The organism is Candidatus Erwinia haradaeae (genome assembly GCF_900698985.1).
GTDB lineage: Bacteria > Pseudomonadota > Gammaproteobacteria > Enterobacterales > Enterobacteriaceae > Erwinia_E > Erwinia_E haradaeae_B.
In genome coordinates this window covers 537047-563621 of sequence record NZ_LR217730.1, presented here as the reverse complement: position 1 = coordinate 563621, position 26575 = coordinate 537047, and the positions used below count along the sequence as shown (strand labels likewise).

Annotated in this window: 13 protein-coding genes; 8 read left to right on the top strand and 5 right to left on the bottom strand. The window is 28.5% G+C overall.

What is annotated here, in order from left to right:
• Positions 1–629 precede the first annotated feature (629 nt).
• Together lpcA and acnB are read left to right on the top strand one after the other, a co-directional pair.
• A complete protein-coding gene (lpcA, locus tag ERCIPSPA2889_RS01795; protein ID WP_157989156.1) occupies positions 630–1229 on the top strand; it encodes a D-sedoheptulose 7-phosphate isomerase in 600 nt (199 codons plus the stop codon).
• Positions 1230–1710: 481 nt separating this feature from the next.
• Positions 1711–4311 (top strand): bifunctional aconitate hydratase 2/2-methylisocitrate dehydratase, encoded by a 2601-nt coding sequence (gene acnB, locus ERCIPSPA2889_RS01790; protein ID WP_174232569.1) that lies wholly within the window; start codon positions 1711–1713, stop codon positions 4309–4311.
• 1010 nt (positions 4312–5321) lie between these two features.
• On the opposite strand, the gene queF is transcribed toward acnB, so the two are convergent.
• Together queF and bamD are read right to left on the bottom strand one after the other, a co-directional pair.
• A complete protein-coding gene (gene queF, locus ERCIPSPA2889_RS01785) occupies positions 5322–6167 on the bottom strand; it encodes an NADPH-dependent 7-cyano-7-deazaguanine reductase QueF (RefSeq protein WP_157989154.1) in 846 nt (281 codons plus the stop codon).
• Between the two features lie 1217 nt (positions 6168–7384).
• Positions 7385–8116: an outer membrane protein assembly factor BamD gene (gene bamD / locus ERCIPSPA2889_RS01780; protein WP_157989153.1), complete on the bottom strand. Its 732-nt coding sequence runs from the start codon at positions 8114–8116 to the stop codon at positions 7385–7387.
• 134 nt (positions 8117–8250) lie between these two features.
• Between bamD and rluD the strand changes: the two genes are divergently transcribed.
• Entirely contained in the window at positions 8251–9216 is a 966-nt protein-coding gene (rluD, locus tag ERCIPSPA2889_RS01775) for a 23S rRNA pseudouridine(1911/1915/1917) synthase RluD (protein WP_157989152.1), read from the top strand.
• A gap of 1425 nt (positions 9217–10641) precedes the next feature.
• Here rluD and fabA read toward each other — a convergent pair.
• The 3 genes from fabA to ERCIPSPA2889_RS01760 form a co-directional block, all read right to left on the bottom strand.
• Positions 10642–11160 (bottom strand): bifunctional 3-hydroxydecanoyl-ACP dehydratase/trans-2-decenoyl-ACP isomerase, encoded by a 519-nt coding sequence (fabA, locus tag ERCIPSPA2889_RS01770; RefSeq protein WP_157989151.1) that lies wholly within the window; start codon positions 11158–11160, stop codon positions 10642–10644.
• Positions 11161–12161: 1001 nt separating this feature from the next.
• Positions 12162–13934, bottom strand: a complete 1773-nt coding sequence (locus tag ERCIPSPA2889_RS01765; RefSeq protein WP_232037609.1) for an AAA family ATPase — start codon at positions 13932–13934, stop codon at positions 12162–12164.
• 595 nt (positions 13935–14529) lie between these two features.
• Entirely contained in the window at positions 14530–14862 is a 333-nt protein-coding gene (locus ERCIPSPA2889_RS01760) for a BolA/IbaG family iron-sulfur metabolism protein (protein ID WP_157989150.1), read from the bottom strand.
• A 1467-nt stretch (positions 14863–16329) separates the two neighbouring features.
• On the opposite strand from ERCIPSPA2889_RS01760, the gene recB reads away from it, so the two are divergent.
• From recB to lipA, 5 genes are all read left to right on the top strand, one after another.
• Positions 16330–19878 carry an exodeoxyribonuclease V subunit beta gene (gene recB, locus ERCIPSPA2889_RS01755; RefSeq protein WP_157989149.1) on the top strand — a complete coding sequence of 1183 codons (3549 nt, stop codon included), beginning with the start codon at positions 16330–16332 and terminating at the stop codon, positions 19876–19878.
• A gap of 226 nt (positions 19879–20104) precedes the next feature.
• Complete coding sequence (gene glnS / locus ERCIPSPA2889_RS01750) at positions 20105–21772, top strand: glutamine--tRNA ligase (protein WP_157989148.1); 1668 nt, start codon at positions 20105–20107, stop codon at positions 21770–21772.
• Between the two features lie 1048 nt (positions 21773–22820).
• Positions 22821–23084 (top strand): DUF493 family protein YbeD, encoded by a 264-nt coding sequence (gene ybeD, locus ERCIPSPA2889_RS01745; protein ID WP_157989147.1) that lies wholly within the window; start codon positions 22821–22823, stop codon positions 23082–23084.
• A 142-nt stretch (positions 23085–23226) separates the two neighbouring features.
• A complete protein-coding gene (gene lipB / locus ERCIPSPA2889_RS01740; RefSeq protein ID WP_174232571.1) occupies positions 23227–23898 on the top strand; it encodes a lipoyl(octanoyl) transferase LipB in 672 nt (223 codons plus the stop codon).
• 617 nt (positions 23899–24515) lie between these two features.
• Entirely contained in the window at positions 24516–25463 is a 948-nt protein-coding gene (gene lipA, locus ERCIPSPA2889_RS01735) for a lipoyl synthase (protein WP_157989145.1), read from the top strand.
• Positions 25464–26575 lie beyond the last annotated feature (1112 nt).

Sequence of the window (26575 nt, the reverse complement as noted above, 5' to 3'; positions counted from 1 at the left end):
TGTATATCATACTAATACTAAAATCTCATAAAGTATATTTTAATAAGACCGTAATGTAATTGAAGTATGGTATTCTAGATAACTTTTTCTATAAATATACGCATTAAACAATTCATTAATACTCTTTAATAAAAGAGAATGCTATAATCATTAATATTCCAGATTTAAAGATCAATAGAACAAAACTTAAATTAACCTAATTAAGAATATTTGAGATATTGAACAATAAGCTGAACATTACCTTCAATATAGAAAAAATTACTCTAAATACCTACTTGAAGAAAAAATTCTTTTATAATCTTACTATCTATAATATCCGAACATTATACAAGTGTCTCTTATTTTTACAGATGATCATTTCATATCAGAAAATGATCTTTATAAGATATAAAAACGCAACCTTAAGGTATAGACTAGATATTACCTGGCAGTAATCTGTATAATTTTTATATATTTGATATAGCTTTTTCTAAATGCCATAATTTTTATAATTACCTTAAAGGTAAGATCACTAATTATAAAACTCCTAAATATACATTGAATTTCCTATGCATAATTAAAATATAATTATCATATCTGTGATTATAGGTTGATATTACTGAATTTATTTCTAATGGAAGGGAGGTTAAATGTATCAAGATATGATTCGTGATGAACTGCAGCAAGCATTAAAAATATTAAATGCATTTCTTGATCATAAGGAAAATCTTCAAGCAATTCAGTTGGCAGGTATATTATTAGCTGATACTTTTAAATCTGGAGGTAAAGTCTTATCTTGTGGTAATGGAGGATCGCATTGCGATGCAATGCACTTTGCAGAAGAGTTAACTGGTCGTTACCGCGAAAATCGCCCAGGATATCCAGCTATTTCTATTTCTGATGTGGGTCATTTTTCTTGCGTAAGCAATGATTTTGGTTACGATTATGTTTTTTCTCGCTATATTGAAGCTGTAGGTAAACCTGGGGATATTTTAATGGGAATATCAACTTCAGGTACTTCAAAAAATATAATAAAAGCAGTTCAATGTGCTTATTTACAGGGTATGAAAATTATTATGCTAACAGGTTGTACGGTCAGTAAAATTAATGACATGGCAGATGTAGTTATCCGTGTTCCTCATATTGGTTACTCTGATCGTATCCAAGAAATTCATATTAAAATTATTCATATTCTTATATTATTAATTGAAAAAGAAATGACAAGAAAAAACTCTGTAATTACCTTATAATAATTTCTGTATATTTTAGAGATTCCTGACATGAGTAATATGATATCTGTTCAAGGATAGAAAATATATTTTTCCTATACTATCTTATATGATGTTTAAGATTGAAATAAATTGCAATTAATTAATATTGTAATAATTGATATATTTATATAATAAAAGATTTTAAGATATTTTTTAATTTAAAATGTTATGATAAAAAGTATTATGATCATACTACTAATTTTTATGGTATCTAAAGATATACAGTCTATGCAATATCTAAAATAAAGCATATTAATAATTTTTCATTACTCATAAATTATATTCTCAAAATTTAATTACAATCTTACTATCTCGTGCACCCGAGATCATTAACATGATATTTAACAATATTCTCTTTAGAATAAATAAAATTTTTACTCAATACTGATATGATATTATAAAACAATATGTACTGTAAAGTATCCTTACTTATAATATGCTAACTATAAAGGAGCACATCGTGTTAGCAGAATACCATAAGCATGTTGCTGAACGTAAAATTCAAGGAATTCTACCCAAAGCCTTGAATGCGCATCAAGTAACTCAATTAGTTAAGTTATTACAAGATCCTCTTTCAGAAGAAAAAGAATTTCTACTTGATTTATTAATATATCGAGTGCCACCGGGTGTTGATGAATCATCGTATATCAAAGCATTATTCTTAGATTCCATCATAACGGGTCATGCAACTTGCCCTCTTGTTACTCCAGAAAAAGCAGTAAAACTACTAGGTACTATGCGAGGAGGTTATAATATTAATATCCTTCTCAAAACACTTGACAATAATAGATTATCTATGCTTGCCGCTGATTGTCTATCTCATACATTACTAATCTTTGATCATTTTAATGATGTAGCAGAAAGAGCAAAAAAAGGCAATATATATGCTAAAAAAGTTTTGCATTCATGGGCTAATGCTGAATGGTTTCTTACGCGCCCGATATTAGCTAAAAAAATTACATTAACAGTATTTAAAGTAGCAGGTGAAAGTAATACTGATGATTTATCTCCTGCTACGGATGCATGGTCTCGACCTGATATTCCGCTACATGCACTAACAATGTTAAAATACCCTCGCAAAGATATACAACCAGATCAAGAAGGTGTCATTGGTCCAATAAAACAAATAGAGGATTTAAGAAAGAAAGGTTTTCCTTTAGTTTATGTAGGTGATATTGTGGGTACAGGCTCATCACGTAAATCAGCTACGAACTCAGTTCTGTGGTTTATAGGAGAGAATATCCCATATGTTCCAAACAAGAAAAGTGGTGGAGTATGTCTTGGTGGCAGTATAGCTCCTATTTTTTTTAATACCATGGAAGATGCAGGAGCGCTACCTATTGAAGTCAATGTGGAGCGTCTTACAATGGGGGATATAATTGATATCTACCCATATCAAGGTGAGATTCGCAGCCATCACACTAATAAGATATTAGCTAAGTTCTCGCTTAAAACCAAAGTTTTATTAGATGAGGTGCGTGCCGGAGGTCGTATTGCACTTATTATTGGGCGTTCTTTAACTGAAAAAGCTCGAGCCGCATTATCACTGCCACCTTCGAATATATTTTTAACAGTAAAGACTCTTGCGAATAATACATCACATTTTTCTTTAGCACAAAAGATAGTAGGTCATGCCTGTGGCCTTAAAGGAGTTTATCCAGGTACATATTGTGAACCAAAAATAACTTCGGTTGGCTCGCAAGATACAACTGGGCCAATGACTAAAGATGAACTGCAAGATCTTGCCTGTTTAAGCTTCTCTGCAGATTTAGTGATGCAGTCGTTTTGTCATACCTCAGCTTACCCTAAGCCTATAGACTTATTAACACATGATACGTTACCAAGTTTTATGATGGACCGTGGTGGTGTTTCTCTACGCCCTGGAGATGGGATTATTCATAGCTGGCTTAATCGTATGTTATTACCGGATACTGTTGGTACTGGTGGTGATTCGCATACCCGCTTTCCTATTGGCCTTTCTTTCCCAGCTGGTTCTGGTTTGGTTGCGTTTGCCGCTACCACTGGCAAGATTCCACTAGATATGCCAGAATCAGTATTGATACGCTTCACGGGAGAAATGCAACCGAATATTACCCTACGTGATGTCGTCCATTCTATTCCATTCTATGCTATTAAAGCAGGCCTTTTGACTGTTAAAATACCAAATAAAAAAAATATATTCTCTGGTCGAATCATGGAAATTGAAGGACTACCGAACCTTAAAGTAGAACAAGCATTTGAGTTATCAGATGCATCTGCTGAACGTTCTTCAGCAGGGTGCGTTGTTCAACTAAGTAAAGATTCGGTCATAGAGTATTTAAGTTCTAATGTTATACTATTAAAATGGATGGTTCATGAAGGTTATGGAAATGCATGTACTATTAAGCGTCGCATCAGTCGCATGGAAGAATGGCTAAAGTCACCTCATCTCTTAGAGAGAGATGTAGATGCATCATATAGAGAAACTCTAAATATTGATCTATCTAATATTACAGAACCGATTCTATGCGCTCCAAATGATCCAGATGATGCCTGCATTTTGTCTGATGTTTCAGGGACTCCTGTGAACGAAGTATTTATTGGGTCCTGCATGACTAATATTAGTCATTTTCGCGCAGCTGGGAAATTACTAAAAAGTAAACAAAAAAGCTCTCTAAAATCCCGTTTATGGATAGCTCCCCCCACAAAAATGGATGCAATACAACTAATCCAAGAAGGTTATTATAATATTTTTAAGAACAGTGGTGCACGCATTGAAATGCCGGGTTGTTCACTATGCATGGGTAACCAAGCTCGTGTATCTGATGGCACTACAGTGGTGTCTACTTCTACAAGAAATTTTCCAAACCGACTTGGTAATAACACAAAGGTTTTTCTTTCTTCTGTTGAGCTTGCTACTATCTCAGCAATTTTAGGAAAATTACCCACTTTATCTGAATATTATATGTTTATGAAAGAAATTAATTCCACTTCTATAGACACTTATCGCTATTTAAATTTTAATGAAATAAAAGAATATTCCAATAAAAGAAATACCGTAATTTTTAAAACGCTAATATAAAAGAAAATTATTAACCATAAATTTTAAAAAATTTTAAAATTTTCTATAATAAATAAAATATAATATATGTTTAAAGAAAAACGTAAATATAAAAAAATGTAATGTCGATTATTCGATAATATTTTTTATTTTTTGTATTGTACGCTTGAAGTTTTATATTGATACTATAGTAATATTATACTATGAAATAAAATTCATCTTCACAGGTTTGGCTAAAAGTTTATTGCGAGCTTATTTATTTAATATATTCATTACCTATACATATGATTATATATGCGTTTACGATACATTTATGATAAAATATCATATAAATTTTATTATTTAAAATATTTTTTTAACTTAAGTTTTTCTTCAATATACAAATAATCTCTATATAATCTTTTCGTCCGATAAAGAGTTTTTTATTAAGGATATGTGTATAATATGAATATGCTATGATATCTTATAATACAAAATTATTAGATATTTAAATTATTTCTGTCTATCATTAAATTTTATGTAATCCCAATAAATTAGAAATAATCAGGTTTTATGTATAATAAATAGGAGTTATTAGTAAATTCTAGCTATAATATAAAATTTTTTATGAGTTATTAAAATAATACAAATCTATACAAGTTCCATTAAATTTTATAAGGTTTTTATATAAATGAGCATCTAGTGTTTATATTTTACAATAAAAATTAAAAAACACAATAATGACTTTATTTTTCTGCATTATGGTTGATAAAATTATTTATATGCACGTATAAATATTTCAGGAATACTTTTAAAAATTTTATATCCTTTTGAATAAGTAAAATAATAACGCACCTATTATTTTATAATCAGTGATACATATAACTAATGGGACGATATTTAAAAAAATATTAAGTTGGATACTATTTTTTTATCAGCATTAATACTGCATGAATAGTTTAAAATATCCATAAAACTATAAATTATTTTTATTTTAAAAAATTCGTTTTTAAAAAAATAAAAATAAAAAATTTTTCTTAAGATAAATCATATTACTGCCTTATTAGGCGAGTGTGATATGGTATATATTCAGCATTACTGCGCCAAGGATTAATATCTATTCCACCTCGCCGTGTATAACGAATATACACGCTCAATTTATTTGGCTTGCAATACATTAAAATATCATGAAAAACTCTTTCAGCGCATTGTTCGTGAAATGCATAATGTTTTCTATAAGAAATTAGGTAACGTAGTAAAGGTTCATGATGAATTCGTAGGCCATAATAGTGAATTTGTATTGTCGCCCAATCTGGTTGTCTAGTAATTAAACAGTTAGATTTAAAAAGATGACTCACCAATTGCTCTTCAACAATATCTGGGGTGGTGCTATTATGCAGATAATGAGAATTCAATTCGTAATTATTAATGCTAATATCTTGCTCATCGATACATACACCATTTAAATGACCAATAGCTATCTTGCATGCATCTTGAAGTCGGAATAAAGTAACCGTGACACGCCCTATGGCACAATTACTCAGATCATATTCTATAGTTTGACGCACTGCCTCTAAACTTAAAAATCGAGTTTGATTAAAACTATTTAAGTATAATTTCAAACTTTTAGATTCGATCAGGTTAACACTTCGCATATCTAACGCCAACTCTCCCATTGCGACCTGTGGCAACCCTTTCTGATTTAGCCAAGATATTTCATATAATGTCCAAATATCTTCTCCAGTTAGTCCTATTTGATTTAGATCAAAATTTATCAATTCTCTATTAAGACTACGCGGTATAGCTCGCAGAAGCATAGGTTGATAAATATCATAATATTTTGTGGGTTTTCCAAGAAACTGTTCTGATAAAATATTTTGATTAATATAAGCAGACATGGACATAATAGGTCCCTAAGTATTACGTATCTTATTAAAAATAAATTAGCCGAATGCTATGTAATGACTCTTAAAGCTTTTAAACAAAAATAAGATATGTAATGACCTAAACATATTATTCCTGATAAATTTAATAGATACCATATATTAAATGTATGTAAAGTATTTTAGTCTTTTTTTTGTTTTTAGAATCTTTATTTTTATAGATGATTTTCTACTTTCTTACAAAAATCGTCAATAACTAGTTATTCATAGATAGTTTTATTTATTATAATTAAAATAAAAAAATAATACATTTTATTATAATTAAAATTATAGCAATTTTTTAGACCAACACTCAGTTTCAGTAAATATATTTTTACTTTTAAGGTAATAACCTTAAATATATACCTCATTTTAATTTAAGCATTCTATAAAAACATATAGAACATATGTATTTTTGTAGAAGTAATATAGAAATAATTACTAAATTTCTCTATTAAGCTTATAGTCAAATGCTCAATGGATTTAACAAACTCAATCAATATCAATATATAAGATTCTAGATATCATGCATCAAGCTATAACTGTATGCTTTCAAGTTGAAATTCATCTATCGTTGACTAACGAATAGTTGTATTATTCTAGATAATCTACCATTTTAGATATTTTATACTTAATGTTAATAAGATATTAAATACTATTAAGAAAAAAATAATCAAGATAATAGCCGAAATCAATCTACGTATATCTAATATAACGGATATAATTTATATTATTCGTACCATATCAACATCAAATTATTTATTTATCTATTCTTATTCTTTAGATAATTTAATTTAATCTAAAATACTTATAAATTATAAAAGTTAATACTTATTAGCTTTATATATCACACAAACTCCCTTTTACTCCACTGTATAAATCTAACAGTAGAGTTCTTTTATTAAAAATATTAAGATATATTAAGATATAGAGAAAAACAATGTTAGTTCTATTATTATTTTTGCAATATGCCTTTTAAATGAGATCACGTGGATTTTTTAATATCCTTCTTAAATAAAAAATAATTAGAGCGCTTCAATACACGCTATTAATTGAAAATTAATTGTAAACTTAATGTATTTATACTACATTGAATTATTGATCCCTTAGTGATACATCATAAATTCTATCTATAATCTAATTTTATTTATATAATATATAGCTTTTACTAAAAAATAAAAATTACACATTCTTTAAACTGGATTTTTAACAATGATTTTTGCGATACGATCCGCTTGTGCATTTAAGTGTAACTGACGGTATGCATCTTCCATTAACTGTAAGGCTTTCTGAGTTGCCTTCGCGTCTGGATAATCTATCAGCATTTTGTCTACACGATTAACTACTGCTATATAGGCTCTATGTTTCTCATAAAATTCAGCTACGGACAGCTCATATTTTGCTTGACATTCTTTTAGAAAAATAAGACGTTTACGTGCATCAATAGAATATCGACTATTTGGATAATTTTGCAACATTTTTGAGAAACTATTAAATGCAGATAATCTATGAATTGGATCTCTATCTGAGCGATCAATACCAAAAAAAGTTTGTATCGGGTTGTTGTCTTTTTCCATATATATTAAACCACGCATGTACATAATATAATCAAGATTTGAGTGATCTGGATATAGTCGCAAAAAATGATCAATGGTTTCTAATGCTAAAGGAAAATTATTATTCTTATAATACGCATAGACAAGGTCTAATTGCACCTGTTGACAATATGGGCTTAATGGATAGTTAGCGTTAAAAGCTGAGAGCTGTAAAATAGCTTCTTTAAAATCTCCACGCTGCAGTTCCTTCTCAGCATGTGCTAAAATCACGCCAGGTGATTGGTGGGGTGCTATACCATTAGAGCTAGTACATGCATATAGCAAAAAGCTGCATAGTACGGTAATTAAAAAATATTTTATATGCATCATGAAGATTGTTGTATCCTTGGGGTTTATGCGAGAAGTATCTCACTCAGTATTTAATAATAGTTTAGTTTTAGCTAAATAGTAGCCGAAATTAATACTACATGATAGTCTAACGTAAAATCATAATATTCTTGTTTATGCAAAAAAAAATAAAACTTAATGCAAAAGTATCTACATTACAACTTGGTCAACGTTTAGATCAGACATTAAAAGAATTATTTCCAAACTATTCACGTTCTTGTTTAAAAGCATGGATTCTTAATCGATATGTTTCTGTTAACGGAATTATTGTTGATAAAGCTAAAAAAAAGATATCCGGTGGTGCACTAATTAGTATTTATGCCAAAATCAAAGAAAGAATCTTGTGGGAACCCAAAGAGATTCCATTAAATATTGTTTATGAAGATGATGCAATTCTTATTATTAATAAACCTAGTCAATTAGTAGTGCATCCTGGACCAGGTCATGATAACGATACTATTATGAACGCCATTCTGTATTATTTTCCAGAGAGCGCTTGTATTCCCAGAGCAGGAATTGTACATCGTTTAGACAAAGACACAACTGGCCTTATGGTAATAGCAAAAACTATTTCTGCGCACAATAATCTTTTAAAGGACTTACGAAAAAGAAAAATTATTCGTGAATATGAAGCAATAGTCACTGGTCGAATAATTACTAGTGGCAAAGTTGATGCACCAATAGGTCGTCATATTAGGAAACGTACCCATATGGCAGTAAATTCTATGGGAAAATCCGCGATAACGCATTATCGTATTATAAAGAATTTTCGCAATCATACCTGGCTTAGATTACAACTAGAAACCGGTCGCACACATCAGATCCGTGTTCATATGTCGCACATCACACATCCAATAGTTGGTGACCCTATATACTCTCATCATCCTTATCTACAAAAAGGGTCTTCAGAGACTTTTTTAGCTACTTTATGTGCTTTTAATCGTCAGGCACTACATGCTACTATGTTACGCATGAGTCATCCTATATCTGGTATAGCTATGGAATGGCATACTGAACTACCCAGAGATATGGTAGAATTGATTAATGCAATACAGACTGATACAGAGAAATTTCAACAATAAAAGGACTAATCATTAATTAAATTTAATATTTATTGAAAGTTACTAAAGTATACTAGTGAAAATTATAATAACATAGGTACTATATACATGAATATAATATTATTATAATATAATTTTTATAGAGTGGTGCATATCTTAAAAATCATTAAAAATAATGAATCATATGATATATATTTCTATTTATATGTAATAAAAGTTATTTATACCAAAAAAGAAGATTTTTAATAATGTATTAGTAGGTTAAATAAAAGGAATCTACTATAACAAAGCTGACACCATAGGTATTATTCTATGCTAGAAGAGAATAATATCACAAAAAGATATTTACTGGTAAGCCTCAATAAGAAATTATCAAATAGTCATAATTATGACAATAAAATTGTATTACTTTAATTCTAATAGCGTGATACACTATTTATTTTACGCAGGTATATACTAAATTTTATCAATTTCTAGCGCGAACCATTTCATAATAATTAAGCTATATTTAATAAATATAGGTCAACTTTCTATAATAGATTGAATAATAAATTTAAGAATACTTATTTATTCTTCAATGTTCTGTTTATGTATGAGATTTTCCTAGTTATCTTCGTAGGATACTATATTTAAATTCCATAGATATTTATTGCATAATTACTATGCGTATAGGCAGTTCACTAAATAACAATACAGAATAATAAATCATATTGTTATGTTTGATGTTATCTATTATATAGCAATAATTTATTATTAAGATTTCTGTGATATATAAAAGTATATAGATAGTATCTATAACTTTTATATACTAATATTGTCATAGTGTGATTGCATAAAATATAATATAAAGATTTTACATACAGATACTAAGTGACATATATCTTATTTTATGTTGTATTATTATAATAAGCATATAGCATGTTGATTTAGTATTTTTATATAATATATATATTTTACAAAGAAATGAATAAAGTTTTTCTATCCTAAAATATTATAGATTGTCTATTAGTTTTCCTAATTTATCTAGTTATTACTATATGAAATATTAAAAGTATTTTATATAAAAATTTCTAATTAAAAAAATTCATGTAGTTTTTATTTATCTATTTATTATAAAATATAATGATATGAATATAATTATTATTGTATTTTTATGAAAAATTTTTAAATAATCATCGGATCAATATTCAACATCAGTTATAATAATAAATAATCGTAATTTTAATAAAATTAAAAAAAGACTAAATTTAACATCTATAACGAATATACATCGATTTAAATAATATTTAAATAAAAAATTATTACTATATGATATAATAACCTTATAAATAAATAGATTTATTTTAGAAAAAATTTAAGAATCGTATGGTGTTTTTAACTCAATTTTTTTTAATTAAGTAATCTATAAATGATATATATCGATTTATATATTGATTTTACACCTAATTAAAAGGAAGAGGAATCTTTAAAGAGACCGACTTTTAAATCAGTAGCAGTATAAATAATTTGATCATCTACTATAACTTCACCATCTGCTACACCCATAATAAGTTTACGTTTAATAATGCGTTTAATATGAACAAGATAAGATACTTTTCTAGCACTTGGTAAAATCTGTCCGGAAAATTTCACTGAACCAACACCTAGCGCGCGACCTTTACCTTTTCCTCCTAGCCAGCCAAGGTAAAAACCAACTAATTGCCACATAGCATCTAATCCTAAACAACCTGGCATCACTGGATCACCAATAAAATGGCACGAAAAGAACCATAAATCTGGATGAATATCTAGTTCTGCTAAAACAAAACCTTTATGATACTTTCCATTAGTTTCTGTAATATGCACTATACGATCCATCATTAACATGTTACCAGATGGTAATGGAGGACCATCTAGACCAAAAAGTTCAGCACGTCCAGAGGCAATTAGATCTTCTTTTGTATAAAAAATAGATTGATTTAGCATATTCCATAAACCTTATATTGGCTAATTATATGTGAAAGTCCGAAGGTATACAGTTCGTGCTGCACTCAATAGTACTCATAATGATAGAATTTCTATGAACACTAGATAGAATGAAATATATGTAATATTTTTAGATCAAATATAATATACCTTGTCTCTATTTAATAATCCTTCTTTATAATGCATGTTCTAAAAGTCAATAAAAGAACTATTATAGTTCATGCTATAAATTTAAATTATTCTTTTAATGAAAGGTAATTTCGTCTTTCACATAATTATATATCCTAATTAATTATTTTTTTTACCATAAAATTTCTCTAAAAATATAATATTAAGGTATAAATAATATCAGCATAGTTTATTTTAATTTTTAAGAATTAAAAATAAGTAGTTTTAGGAAGTTTTATTAATATTCATGCAATATATTAATTATTAATATACATGTTTAGAACTGACGCAGTATAAGTATAGTTTTTATATAAAATTTCTAATATATTCTATATTTTTTATATTCTTATTATGTGATATCATAACAGTATCTTCAATATATACAGTAATATATATTGTATGATCATCTTATAAAATTTTCTTAAGAAATACGATCTTTTAACCAGATGTTGATATATGTATTTTTTATTTAAAAGAAAACTTATTATGATAAAAAGTTATCATTTATGCTCATACTAGTAAGATGAAACTTATAAGTTTAAACAAAAAACTTACACTCAGTTCTGTTAACAACCTGAATTATTAATAATATTAATAATTAAAATATATATCAAGAGAGTATTAATAAAACAGTAGATATGTAATGTCCTGAGGCAATCAAATAATATATCCTCTATACTAAATAATTAGTATAGACTACTTAATTTAATATTGATTTACACAACATAAGCTCATTAAGGATGATGATATCATTGTGTATTTAAAAATCTAATAATAATTATAGTTATCATTTGAACTAAATAAACCAGATACAGCACGTAGTGCATAATAAATTAAATTGAGCTTATCCAGTTTAACCAACGTAGCGGTCCTGGACGTCGTCGAATATCTTGTGAATTAATCTTTGCAATGCGTTCTTTAATAAAAAACAAAAGAGAAGACCCTGATCCGTCTTCCCAGGGTATACCAGTTAATAATAATAAGGCTTCATCAACATTAGATACCGCCCACAGATAGAATGTACCATTTTTTATGGCCTTCATGACATCTTCATGCAATGCAAGATGACGAATATTTGTAGACGGTATAATAACCCCTTGGTAACCATCAAGAATCCGTTGCTTACAAATCTGAAAAAATCCTTCAATTTTTTCATTGATTCCACCTATGGATTGCACATTACCTAGCTGATCTATAGAACCTGTGACTGCAATCTTTTGATTAATTGGTTTTAACGCTAATGCGCTAATTAATGCACATAACGCAGCTAAAGAAGCACTATCACCATCAAGTTCTGAATATGATTGCTCAAAAACTAATGATGCAGAAAATGGAATATTCTGCTCTAATTTTAAGGTTGACATGAGCCATGATTGCATAATCATTAAACCTTTAGAATGAATACTACCGCCAAGATCTACTTTACGTTCTACATCAATGAACTCACCGTCACCAATATGCACAGCACAACTTATACGAACAGGAGTGCCAAAAAATCCTGGATGACCAGGAAACTCTATTACTGATAGAGCATTAACTTGCCCTATCACCTCACCTTTGGTATCAATTTGTATCTGCTTCTGCTCAATATTATTTAGAAGTTTTTCTAATATCAATCCTTCTCGCCATGCACGCATTTTAATGGCCTTCCTGAGATTATCTCCATTCATCAAACCATCTGCACAATACAATAAAGTTTCCTGCAACTGATATCTGATCCAATCTAAATTTAACGGAAGCAACTCTTGATCCCCAGTCCAGCGTATACCTTCGTGAATTAACGCTGGCCAGAAATTATAATCAGTAGGAGGACACCCCATAGCATCTAAAACACTTTGCACCCACATTCGCCAATTCATAAACGATATATCATCTGATAATTTAATTGTATCCTCAAATTCACCATATAAGGACATGTTAGTTAATTCAAACTCTAGATTTTTAAAATCTTCTAGGGCCTCTCGTTCTCCCATAAGAAGAAGACGAAAAGACATTGGCATTGATGGAATATCTAATGGAAGGGGTTTAGATTGATCACTGGAGTACCATTCATACTTTTTGCAAGTGAGTATTTTTTTTAAACGAAACCACATTAATGGCTGTTCTAATACAGCGCGAAGAGACAATATCAAAAAACCACCATTAGCATGGTGTACTAAACCTGGTGACAAAGAGACTTGATTTTTATATGTACGCACACAACCAAAAAGATTATTGTGCTCGATCCAATCTGCTTGATGTACACCACCATAGGTAGCAAAATTATCCTGTATAGTTCTTGCTGGATACCAGTCTACTGTATGCTTCATAATTTTATAATGACCACCATACAGTATTTTTGTTTTATTTTTTGTTCTTTCCTTCATCTCCAAAAGAGTTTTTTGTAAAAATGTAAAATATATACTACTTTCTGGACTTTTAATTAACATTATCGGCTCTAGCGCCATAGTTTTTGACAATAGATCCAGCCCGTTATAAAGGCGTGCTTGTACGATACGAAAATAATCCGTATGAACTATTGGATGCTCTAAGAATAGATGCTGAAATCGTTCTACAGAAGTCTGCAAAGCATTCCATTCTAATGGGTCGTTTTTCAAAGTCACCATATCATTCTAAATGAGAGTAACATACTACTTAACTAACTATGATTTAAAAAATTTTATATATATGATATCGTTTCAGTATACTTATATTGATCGCTTACACAATCTTTTGTTAACTTGTATTGCACTAAGTAAGCCTTATATCTTAAGAATTAAACTACTAAGATGTAAAATTTTTTATATGTTTTACCTGGTAACAAGGATTGAGCAATAATTATATATAGAAAATATGTAATAAAAATATTATTCATAAAATCTTTAACTAACATTTTGATAGAATGCTTTTATTTACATAAATAAAAGCAGTTAATACTAGATTTACTAACTTAATGATATTTATGCCTCTTCTAGAATGAGAATATAAAGAATATATAAACACACACATTTATATTATTATACATTTCTTCTAGAAGCTATAATTGATTACTGAATATGATTCTATTATTATAAAAATCAGTAAATAATTCTAATATTTTTAGAATTTTTACCAATGATAATAGCACTCTAAGAAATATGATTATTAAAATCTGTTTATAAAAACCCCTATTTTTGAAGATAATTCTTTGGGAGAAATCTAATATAATAATAGATACACTAATTATTTGTTATTACACCGTAAACAACGTGGAGATCCTAACCTAACATTTAAGTCAGTAATATGTTGAATTGTAGCCCACTCTGAACAAGAATAAGTTTTTAAGGATAATGAATGCACACTACTTGATATTTCTCTAGCTAGTACTTTATAAATTGCGCGATGTCTTTTAATCACTTCTTGGGCATGAAACATTTTGCTTACTATTAATACTTTAAAATGACTTTCTAAACCTATATACATCGAATGATATCGACTCTCATCATATACCTTGAGATGCTCCGGAGCAAACGCTGTAAATAACTTATCTTCTATTGTGTTACAGATATTATTCATAAATCCTCTTAAATAAAAATAACGCTTATACTAACCTATATTAATTAAAAGTTTACCTAAATTTCAATAATATCTGAAAAAATGAACTATGATGTAGTATATTAACTTAATAAAGTTATTGAATTACCTCACTACTTTTAATATAATTATAAAGGTCTTGCTTTCAAAAAATTTATCAATCTTCTTGTATTTTAGTGTAATCCATATATTCATATTTCTATAATATGTATATAAGATATCAACTTACTTGTAAAATTAACATATTAATTAACAAAGAAGATATTAACATTGCTATAAATAATAATATACACGCTTTTATATCTTGTTCTGATGAGAACAATAAAATATATTGCAATCAATAAAAAAGCAAATAGCTATAATTATATTTCTCTAATATTATTATATTAATATATTTTATAGCCTATTCATAGTGCAGACATACTATTAATAATAGTCAGAGAATATAAAAATTTTAGAATAACATTTAAAATACTATTAGTTATTACATCTATGAGACAAAATATTATTTTGATAAATCTTTGTTTTTTTAGATATAAAAAAATCTCTATTTTTATTACTTAAATCATATTTAATTAAAATTAAATCAAATTTATAAAAATTATCATATTTTTACAATTAATATATATCAAATGCAGTTTGATCAAAATAACCTTTAATTATATATTTTTATCTTAATATTTTTATTTTAAATATAAACTCCAAACAAAAATGGTACCTTTTTACTAAAGGATACTATAAAAGTAGTATTTTACTGTTTATGTTTTTAATTAAAATTATCATCTAACATACTATATGTTATCATAGTAATATTTATATACAACATAATTATATTATGTTTGATTAATTGTCTCATAATTCTATAAAAATATCCATTTTTTATGGTAAGTTTAACTCTATACATAAAAAAGTAATTTTAAATAAAATTAGAATATTATTCTAAATAAATAAATAAATTTTTTCTATTTGTTTATTTATTTATTAATGATCAAAAATCATAAAATATAATAATAAAATGATAAATAAGTGCTTTAATTTTTATATTTATAATCTATTTTTATATCTATATATCTATAAAGTATATAAAATATATTATTATATAAAATTTACAAATTTTTAAGAATTTTTTTCTATACAAAATAAAATAGAATGATAGCAATAAAAAATTATATTCGTATCAATTTAATAATAATATTTTTATAGTTTAAATTTTATTAATAGATAAGCATTTATTTTTATAAAAATAGAAAAATATTTAAACATATTTATATATTGAAATGGTAAATTATGAATCTATCTAAAAAAATTAAAATCCAATAAATATTTATAATTAGAGTACTGAAATTATACATGGCGCTGGTATATATTTTAAATATATACAAGAAAATAATACCAATAAGATAGATATATCCTTGAGATATTCTATTAATTAGCCAGGATTTATTTATTATGCAACAAGGTTATTCTAGATTAGAGCCTTTCACTCTGCCTCTAAAAGGTGAAGTAATCATTGAGGCTTCTGCAGGGACTGGAAAAACCTTTACAATTGGCTTGATCTACTTACGTCTTCTACTGGGTTTAGGGGGAAAATCAGATTTTATACGACGATTATCAGTCGAGGAAATTTTAGTAGTCACCTTTACTGAAGCTTCTGCGGCTGAATTACGTATAAGGATTCGTAATAATATACATGAATTACGTATTGCTTGTATTCGTGGAAAAACTTCCAACCCAATCTTCAAACAGCTAATCTCTCAAATAATAAATTTATCTCAAGCTATCTTGTATTTATCAATAGCCGAACGTCACATGCATGTAGCCGCTATTTTTACTATACATGGGTTTTGTCAACGTATTTTATATATGCACCCTATTGAGTCTGGTGTGCTTTTCAAGCAGGAGTTGCTTATAGATGAAACCCCATTGCAACGTCAAGCAATATTTGACTTCTGGAGGCGCTATTGTTATCCGTTACCAAACCAAATTGCTCGTATTGTCCAAAAACTTTGGGCTGGGCCAGAGCAATTACTAAAAACATTATTGCCATGGCTATATAGGGAAGAGATTTTTTTAAAAACAACCAACACAACCTATAAAAACATCGAACAACAGCATACTAAAATCATAGAACGTATTAAAAATATTAAAAAATCGTGGCTAAATGCACAAAATATACAGGAATTAATTGAAAAATCTAACATTGATCGCCGCAGTTACAATAGAAAAAATCTACCATACTGGCTGGATAATATTACAAAATGGGCAAAAACTGAAACAGTAGACTACTTTGTAATAAAATATCTAATAAATTTTAGTCAAAGTGCATTACTAAATAAAAGCACAAATGGAGAACCACCACATCACCCAATCTTTCGGGAGATTGAAAGTTTCCTTTTGCATCCCCTCTCCCTTTATGATTGTGTTATAGCTCTAGCACTGCAACAGGTTCGATACTCTATCAAACAAGAAAAATCTTTACGTGCAAAAATTGGATTTCATGATCTCTTAACTCTACTTAATTCATCATTACATGCACCAAATGGTAAAATATTGGCTAAAACTATTCAAAAGAATTATCCAGTAGCGTTAATCGATGAATTTCAAGATACCGATATACAACAATATCATATTTTTCATGCTATATATCATGACACATCTTATAGTGCACTATTATTAATAGGTGATCCTAAACAAGCAATTTATGCATTTCGAGGTGCAGATGTTTTTACCTATATGCGTGCACGCTCTGACATTGTGGAGCGCTATACATTAGAAACAAATTGGCGCTCATCAAAAAACATGGTTAATGCTGTGAATCTTTTATTTTTAAATCATTATAATCCATTTGTTTTTCAAGAAATACCCTTTATAGCAATTCAATCAGCCACACCTAATCATCACTTGCATTTTACTGTAAACGAAAAAATACAACCTGCTCTAAAATTTTATCTACAGCCAGGTAATATTGTTAATATCAGTGATTATCAGGAATTTATGGCACAGGAATGTGCTGCAGAAATTAGTCATTGGTTGCATCAAAGTAAAAATGGTAAAGCTTTTTTCGGTTATATGAACAATCAAAAACAAGTGAAAGCTTCAGATATTACCATATTAGTACGCAGGCGAAGCGAAGCAGAAATAGTAAAAAAAGCTCTACATGCATTAAATATATCATCAGTATACCTTTCTAATCAAGATAGTATCTTTTCTACATTAGAAGCGCAAGAGATGCTCTATCTTTTACAGGCAATATTAAAACCAGAAAAAAAATTTATTTTACGAAGCAGTCTATCAACGAAATTTTTAGGCATAGATACAGTAACTGTTTATTCAATACAAAGTCAGGAAATAGCTTGGAATTCTTTAGTAAACAGATTCATTGATTATCAAAAATGTTGGAAAAAATATGGTATATTATCTATGATCCGTAAACTCATGCTTCAGGAAAAAATCACTGAGAATATATTATCACCTTTACATGTAAAACGTTGTTTAACCAATCTGATACACTTAGGTGAAGTGTTACAAGAAGCCTCTTTTGGATGTGCAAATGAACAAATTTTAATCAACTGGCTAACAAAAAATATTCAGCAACCCAATACCTGCAAACCTGATCACCGTATTCGCCTGGAAAGTGATCATAATTTAGTACAAATTATCACAATCCACAAATCTAAAGGATTACAATATCCGTTGGTATGGATACCATTTGCTGCTACTTTTCGTGAAGCAAAAAATGCAATTTTTTATGATAATAAAACCTTTACCACTGTGCTTGATTTAGAACAAAACACTAAAAATATGATCTTAGCTGACCAGGAGAGATTGTCAGAAGATCTACGCTTGTTATATGTGGCACTTACACGCTCTATATTTCACTGTAGTGTTGGTATTGCACCACTATCTATCGGTTTTCGCAAAAAAACTGGTAAAAGCCACGTACATCGTAGTGCATTAGGTTATTTAATTCAAAAAGGACAAGCAATGCACGCCCGTGGTTTGGAATCTGCACTGCAAGTGCTTAATGGAGAAATTATTACCTTTACTATGGCATTAGGACAAAAGGGACAACAATGGCAGGATATCGATCGTAATGCTATGGATATTCAAAAAATTAATATCCAAAAATTACCATACCCTCTCAAAGAACATTGGACAATCACAAGTTATTCAGATCTTTTAAAAAAACATAATACTACTAATACTAGCAATATTAATAGTATAGATAGATTATCGCCCAAAAGCTTTGGCATTCATTTAGCCGTAAACCAATCAAGCAGTAGAATAGTGAAAAATACACAATATACACAACATACTTTTCCAAGAGGTGCTAAATCAGGGATTTTCCTTCATAGATTATTATCAAGTCTAGATTTCAGTTTACCATTGAGTATTACTTGGTTGGAGAAGCAGATTATCTATCATGGGTTCAGCCAAGAGTGGGTACCAGTGATACATGAATGGATTCAGAATATTCTTCATACTACTTTAAATGCAACTGGTGCCAATCTATACAATATACCTATAAAGGATAAGCAGGTAGAACTAAAATTTAGTTTACCATTTTCACAATCACTTACAGAAGAAAAACTAAACAAGATTATGAAAAAAGATCCATTATCGGCGAGCCTTCCTCCACTTAAATTTGATAAAATTCAAGGTATGCTGGAAGGTTCAATTGATCTAGTATTTCTCTGGAAAAATAAATACTACTTATTAGATTATAAATCTCATTGGTTCGGTGAAAGTAGAAATTATTATACCCAGGATAGAATCATTCAGGCCATACGAGAGCATCGTTATGATTTACAGTACCAATTATACACATTGGCACTGCATCGATATTTACGTCATCGCTTAATAGATTATAATTATCAGAAACACTTTGGTGGCGTAATCTATCTTTTTTTACGCGGCGTGAATCATTTAGAAAATCATAATACTATTTATAATACTCTTCTAAATTTAGATTTCATTACCTCTATAGATCAGCTCTGATCTCGTAGAGATAGCACATCTAAATAATGCAAAAACAAGTGATGCACTATTAATAAAATCTCTTTATACTGTATTTTAATAAGTTTAATAATGAGATGCACTGCTTACTTCTACTAATGTAGTAATAAATAATATCTGATGCATAAAGAGTAACTATTTACTATAAAAATATTATGCTTTAAATATTTTTAAATAAAATTTCATCAGTTTTACTGAGGACATTAAAATGAGTAAGATCTCAAGCTACCCAACTAACTTTATTCGGCAAATTATCAATAAAGATCTAGCAGAGGGCGTGCATAAAATAGTGCGTACTCGCTTTCCACCAGAGCCTAATGGTTACCTGCATATTGGTCATGCGAAATCCATTTGTCTAAACTTTAGCATAGCTCAGGAGTATAAAGGAAAATGTCACCTACGATTTGATGATACAAATCCAACAAAAGAAAATACAGAATTTATTGAATCCATTAAGCGTGACATCACTTGGTTAGGATTTCAGTGGGATGGTAAAGTTCGATATTCTTCGGATTATTTTGAAAAACAATATCAATATGCTATTGAACTCATTCAGAAAAACTTAGCATATGTTGATGAGTTATCGTCGCATCTAATACGCGAATATCGTGGCACTTTAACCGCACCTGGAAAAAACAGCCCGTATCGCAATCGTAGTATACGCGATAATTTAAAATTATTTTCTCAAATGCGTAATGGTGAAATCTCTGAAGGTGATGCCTGTTTACGTGCTAAAATTAACATGACATCACCTTTTATCATTCTACGTGACCCAGTACTATATCGTATAAAATTTGAAGAACATCACCAAACCGGAAAAAAATGGTGTATATATCCAATGTATGATTTTGCCCATTGTATTTCCGACGCACTAGAGGGGATCACTCACTCTTTATGCACACTAGAATTTCAAGATAATCGTCGTCTATATAATTGGATTTTAAATAATATCAATATTTCTGCACATCCACAACAGTATGAATTTTCACGTCTTAATCTTCAATACACTATCATCTCTAAAAGACATCTCAACCGTCTAGTTACTGAAAATATTGTAGAAGGATGGGATGATCCAAGAATACTTACTATTGCAGGTATGCGTAGACGAGGCTATACGGCAACATCTATACGTGAATTTTGCCGTCGTATTGGTGTTACAAAAAAAGAAAATATAATTAATATGGAAACGCTTGAAAGCTGCATTCGTGAAGAGTTAAACGCTCACGCACCAAGAGTGATGGCTATCATTAACCCAATTAAAGTTCTTATTAAGAATCTTCCATCAAATTACGAAGAGATACTTAATATACCATATTACCCAAAAAAAAATGAACTTGGAACACGTTCAGTTCCATTTACACAAGAAATTTATATTGATAGTGCTGATTTTCAAGAAGAAGAGCAAAAAGATTATAAACGCCTAAGCTTAGGAGGAGAGGTGCGTTTACGTTACGCCTATGTAATGAAGGCAGAAAGTGTGGAAAGAGATGCCCAAGGTAATATCATTTTCTTGTGCTGCTCCTGTGATATGAGTACCATGAAGAAAAATCCAAGTGATGGTCGTAAGATAAAAGGAGTAATTCATTGGGTATCAGCAAAATATGCGCTTGTTGCAGAATTTCGTTTATATGAGAGGTTATTTAATTCATCTAATCCATTAACAACAGATAATTTTATCAAAGAATTAAATCCAAATTCACTAGTTATTAAACATGGCTTCATTGAGCCCAGTATGCATAATGCAAAACCCTCACTCCCCTACCAATTCGAAAGGGAGGGATATTTTTGTGCCGATAATGTGCATTCTTCTTCAACTAATTTAGTATTTAATCGTATTGTGGGTTTGCGGAATACTTGGGTGAAAATTAACGCATAATTTTGAGAAATTGACAATATAAAATTTTGGATTATTAAAGAACTTTTGTACATATTTTATGTTAGATATTTAAATAAAGCTTCTTATTTAGATAAGAGCTCACAATCTAAATAATATGTAGCAGTAGTCCATTAAACCACCATTAGTGAATACACTAATACAAAAAGCTTATATTAATTATAATATATTATTATGTTATGTTTTAGGTGGTAACTTTTTATTAATGCGATAGAGATCAACACTCTGTCTATTGAATAATTTTCATGATACTGTTTCATAATATGAATTATATAATATAATCACTTCTAATAAAAAGACTCCACAAAAACACGTGGTCACTTATATGATTATTTAATAATTTTATGGATATTTCTTATTGAAGAATATATATCAAAAAGAGAATGCGTCACATTACATACTACAAAATAATATTAAATTATTTCATAGATTCAATCTATGTCCATTTTCTTTATGATATTCTCTTAGTAAATTATCCATATGAGATTAAATGCCCCTAAAATAAAATCAAAATAATACTATAACTAAAATTCATAGACAATATAAAATACTAATTAGATATAAAATACAGAGTTATTCATTCTCTACTAAACTTATCAAGAAGCATCATTAAATAATATTTAAAATTATTATTAGTAATCATCAGATATATATAGTTGCTCATTACTAATTTATTCTATAGAAATCATAGATTGATACACCTGATAAGCTATATCTTAATCATGGTGCATATAATATGTAATAATATAATAGAAAATTATACCCCAATAACAACTGATGTAGATTTTATAATTATCTAACGATGGATATATTTGTCAATATTTAATAAAAATACGTATAGCTAATTAGCTATAATGCGATACATTATTTTATACTCAATTATAATATAATATGAATAGATTTTTGCGGATTACTATCATTATTCCTGATATATTTTATTAAATAATCTATATAATTAAAATGTATATAATTAAAATGTAAGTCATTTATTATTTATTCCCAAACCTAAACTGATAGCATAGAGGTATCAATGAAAAGTAATCTTATAAAATTTCTTAAGTTTCCTACATTATTTACTTATAAAATTATAGCTCTCTCATGTCCTAGTTTAGTCGAGACAATCATTCAAGTAGTACAAATATATGCTCCTGGTGAGTATACTCCAGCACTAAAAACTAGCCGAAAAGGAAAATATTCCTCAATTTCTATCACCATTACTGTAACTCATATTCAACAAGTAGATACACTATATGATAAATTAAGTAATATTGAAAAAGTTTTTATGGTTTTATAACAACTTAATACAAAAATATCTGTGGAGATATTTTTTCTTAAGAGAATAAAGTCATTATATATGGATTATCTCTAACTAGTAGTAAAGTTTATTGAAGATTAAAAAAAACCTAGTATGACCTATAGGAACAGGAATGCATATTTTGTCTCCAGACACGCTTATTATTCGACCACTTGGTTTGCATAACTGGCTATCTGTTTCGTGTGCTATGCGAAAATTTACCAATCAGAGAGATCATATGACACCAGATGAAATCTGGCTGGTAGAGCACTTTCCAGTATTTACAGAAGGTCAGGCAAGCAAAAAAAAACATCTTCTATTACCTACAGATATTCCTATTATGAAGAGTGATCGAGGTGGGCAAATTACTTATCACGGTCCAGGTCAGCAAATGTTATATATAATGATAAACCTAAAACGGCGATGCATTGGGGTTCATCAACTAGTAGTTGCCCTTGAGCAAACAGCAATCGAGACTTTAGCTATATTCTCTGTCAAGGCATATAGAAAACCTGGGGCACCAGGTGTATATGTAGATGGCAAAAAAATATGTTCATTAGGGTTGCGTGTGCGAAATAATTGCTCATATCATGGTTTAGCGTTTAACATTAATATGGATTTAACCCCTTTTCTATATATTGACCCTTGCGGAGATCCTTTGCTTGAAATGACCCAGTTAAAACAAAAGAAACCCGAGATAACCCTCTTAGAGGTTCAGCCAATATTAATACATAGCTTAATGAATCAGTTAGCCATTAACAAGAGTTATTGGGATAGGAGTGGTACTTTATCTGAATATAATTCATTAGATTAAACACAATATATGGTGTATTCTTTAGTTTGCATGCAGTAAAATCTGTAAAAAACATAGATTAGCACAATTATGTTAACTATTTTGCTCAAGTAAAGTTTACGCTTCTTAAAATATCATGTTAATTATATAATAACTGTGATCTTAAATTATATAAATATTCTATGTAAATTAAATATACTGATATAATACTTACAAAAGAAAAATTACGCGCTGTTCATTAAAAACATATTATATATTAATGTTTTTTTATACTCATGTACTTTTATGAGTAGATATTTATTATAATAAATGTTTCTCAATCTTCGAGGGAAATAATACTTATTGTTTCTATCTTCTTCTAAAAAAGATTCTCTTTTTATTTTAAAGATACAATACAAACTTGGAATTAGCGCAGATGTATCATCAAATTATAAAATTATCTAAAAATCAACAAATAAATATATTTAACATTTTGAGAATAATACCACTTAGTTATCATACCTAATATGATATACTTATTATTGATGATATTAATTAAAAAAACTGAATAAATTTTTTACAATAGAATCTCACACTACAACCATTCAAACGATAGACCTGAGTCTATAATCTAGTTAATTAATTGTGAACTTTCACTTATGATTACAAATAACCCAAAATATCACACTGTCAGTACATTAAATACAGCGCCACTTAGTACAAATAAAGCTAATCATGTCAATATCTTACGTAAACCAAAATGGATTAAAATTACATTGCCAACTGACTCTAGTCGTGTTCAAAGTGTGCGGTCCATCATACGTAAACACAATCTTTATTCTGTTTGTGAAGAAGCTTCCTGCCCTAATTTATCTGAATGTTTCAGTAATGGAACAGCTACTTTTATGATTCTAGGTACAACCTGTACTCGCCGTTGTCCATTTTGTGATGTTACACACGGTCGCCCTATGCCGCCAAATATTAATGAACCAAATAATATAGCAAAATGCCTCTACGAAATGAACTTACAACACGTAGTAATAACTTCAGTAAATCGTGACGACTTACATGACGGAGGTGCCCAACATTTTTCTAACTGTATCAGTGTTATTCGTGAAATAAATCCCTCTATAAAAATTGAAATTCTAGTTCCTGATTTTCGGGGGTGCGTGACCCGCGCGCTCAAGATCCTTAGTATCACACCCCCGAATGTGTTCAACCATAATTTAGAGAGCGTCCCACGCATTTACCATTTGGTACGTCCTGGTGCAAATTATAAAAATTCACTCAAGTTACTTAAAACCTTTAAAACATATCACTCAGACATTCCTACTAAATCTGGATTAATGGTTGGTCTAGGCGAAACTAACTCCGAAGTGGAAGAGGTTATGCATGATCTTAGATGTAATGGAGTTACCATGCTAACTATTGGACAATACTTACAACCAAGTCATCGGCACTTACCAGTAAAAAGATATGTCAATCCATCTGAATTTAATAATATAAAGGCAATAGCCATTGCTATGGGGTTTTTACATGTTTCTTGTGGGCCCTTAGTCAGATCATCTTACCATGCTGATATGCAAATAAAAGGATTAAATATATAACACTGCTATAAATTTATTTTATGAGTAATATCTTCTCTAAATAAGACCAAATCGTAATATATACGCAATTATTTGAATTATAATAATAGTGGTAATTCCTGATGTGAGTCCTTATCATATAAGATGATATCTCAATTAAGAAAAAACATTCTCTATTAGTACTTATTGAAAAGTAAAAAAATATAATGTATCATATATATTTATTTCTTAACTAGGTTTTTATATTAAGAGAAAATTCTCATAGAAAACTTAATTAGATATGTAATATCAAAAAACATCTTAAGTAAATGTTTAGTAAAGATTAATCATAAAAAATCTTTTAAATGTTATAATTTAAATTATAAATAAATTATATAGTAATTTATTTATAATAAATATAGATATTTATATAATCAAATATTATATATAATATGATCAATCAATAAATAAATAAACATGATTAAATATACTCATTACTTAATATTGAAATATTATAATTTATTTTTTATTCTTTTAAATTTTCAATTTAAAAGAATATTTTAATCATGTTAAACAATAAATATTACATAATAAATAAAAAATATAAAAGCTCTAAAATATATATTTATATATGCATTTTATCCAGGAATATAAAAATTTATTTTTATATTTTACGAAATAAAGTCATCTATAAATATAGTTAATAATTTTTTCTATATAACAAAAACTTATCAATAGAAAAAATCTAAAATACTTAGATAAAATATTTTTATGAATATATTAAGAAGATTAGCATTGTATATCAGTTAAATGCAATCTCTTGTTTATTGTGTAAGATATGTTATTTTATACTTTGTTTTATAAATTACACTTGAAATAAGTAAGTTAATTTATAGTTTTTATTGAATTTTAACTAAATGAAGATCTTTTTGAAGATTTTGATTATTAGTTATATAGCAAAAGAAGAGAAATAATGATTTTGACAATTAAGGTATATAAATTTTAATATTTCTAAATAATCTATAAATGTAAAAAAATTAGATACAAGATAGTTCAATTGTTAGTCTCTAGGTGTTTTTAAATTCTGAATAACAGGTTTTTATTTAGACATGTATAAAAAATACAGAGTAATATTTAGAGGATTACACTTAACT

Bases quoted from the DNA above. Each gene is read 5' to 3' on its own strand.
- lpcA (WP_157989156.1), top strand. From the start codon at position 630: ATGTATCAAGATATGATTCGTGATGAACTGCAGCAAGCATTAAAAATA.
- queF (WP_157989154.1), bottom strand. From the start codon at position 6,167: ATGTCTGCTTATATTAATCAAAATATTTTATCAGAACAGTTTCTTGGA.
- bamD (WP_157989153.1), bottom strand. From the start codon at position 8,116: ATGATGCATATAAAATATTTTTTAATTACCGTACTATGCAGCTTTTTG.
- rluD (WP_157989152.1), top strand. From the start codon at position 8,251: ATGCAAAAAAAAATAAAACTTAATGCAAAAGTATCTACATTACAACTT.
- fabA (WP_157989151.1), bottom strand. From the start codon at position 11,160: ATGCTAAATCAATCTATTTTTTATACAAAAGAAGATCTAATTGCCTCT.
- ERCIPSPA2889_RS01765 (WP_232037609.1), bottom strand. From the start codon at position 13,934: ATGGTGACTTTGAAAAACGACCCATTAGAATGGAATGCTTTGCAGACT.
- ERCIPSPA2889_RS01760 (WP_157989150.1), bottom strand. From the start codon at position 14,862: ATGAATAATATCTGTAACACAATAGAAGATAAGTTATTTACAGCGTTT.
- recB (WP_157989149.1), top strand. From the start codon at position 16,330: ATGCAACAAGGTTATTCTAGATTAGAGCCTTTCACTCTGCCTCTAAAA.
- glnS (WP_157989148.1), top strand. From the start codon at position 20,105: ATGAGTAAGATCTCAAGCTACCCAACTAACTTTATTCGGCAAATTATC.
- ybeD (WP_157989147.1), top strand. From the start codon at position 22,821: ATGAAAAGTAATCTTATAAAATTTCTTAAGTTTCCTACATTATTTACT.
- lipA (WP_157989145.1), top strand. From the start codon at position 24,516: ATGATTACAAATAACCCAAAATATCACACTGTCAGTACATTAAATACA.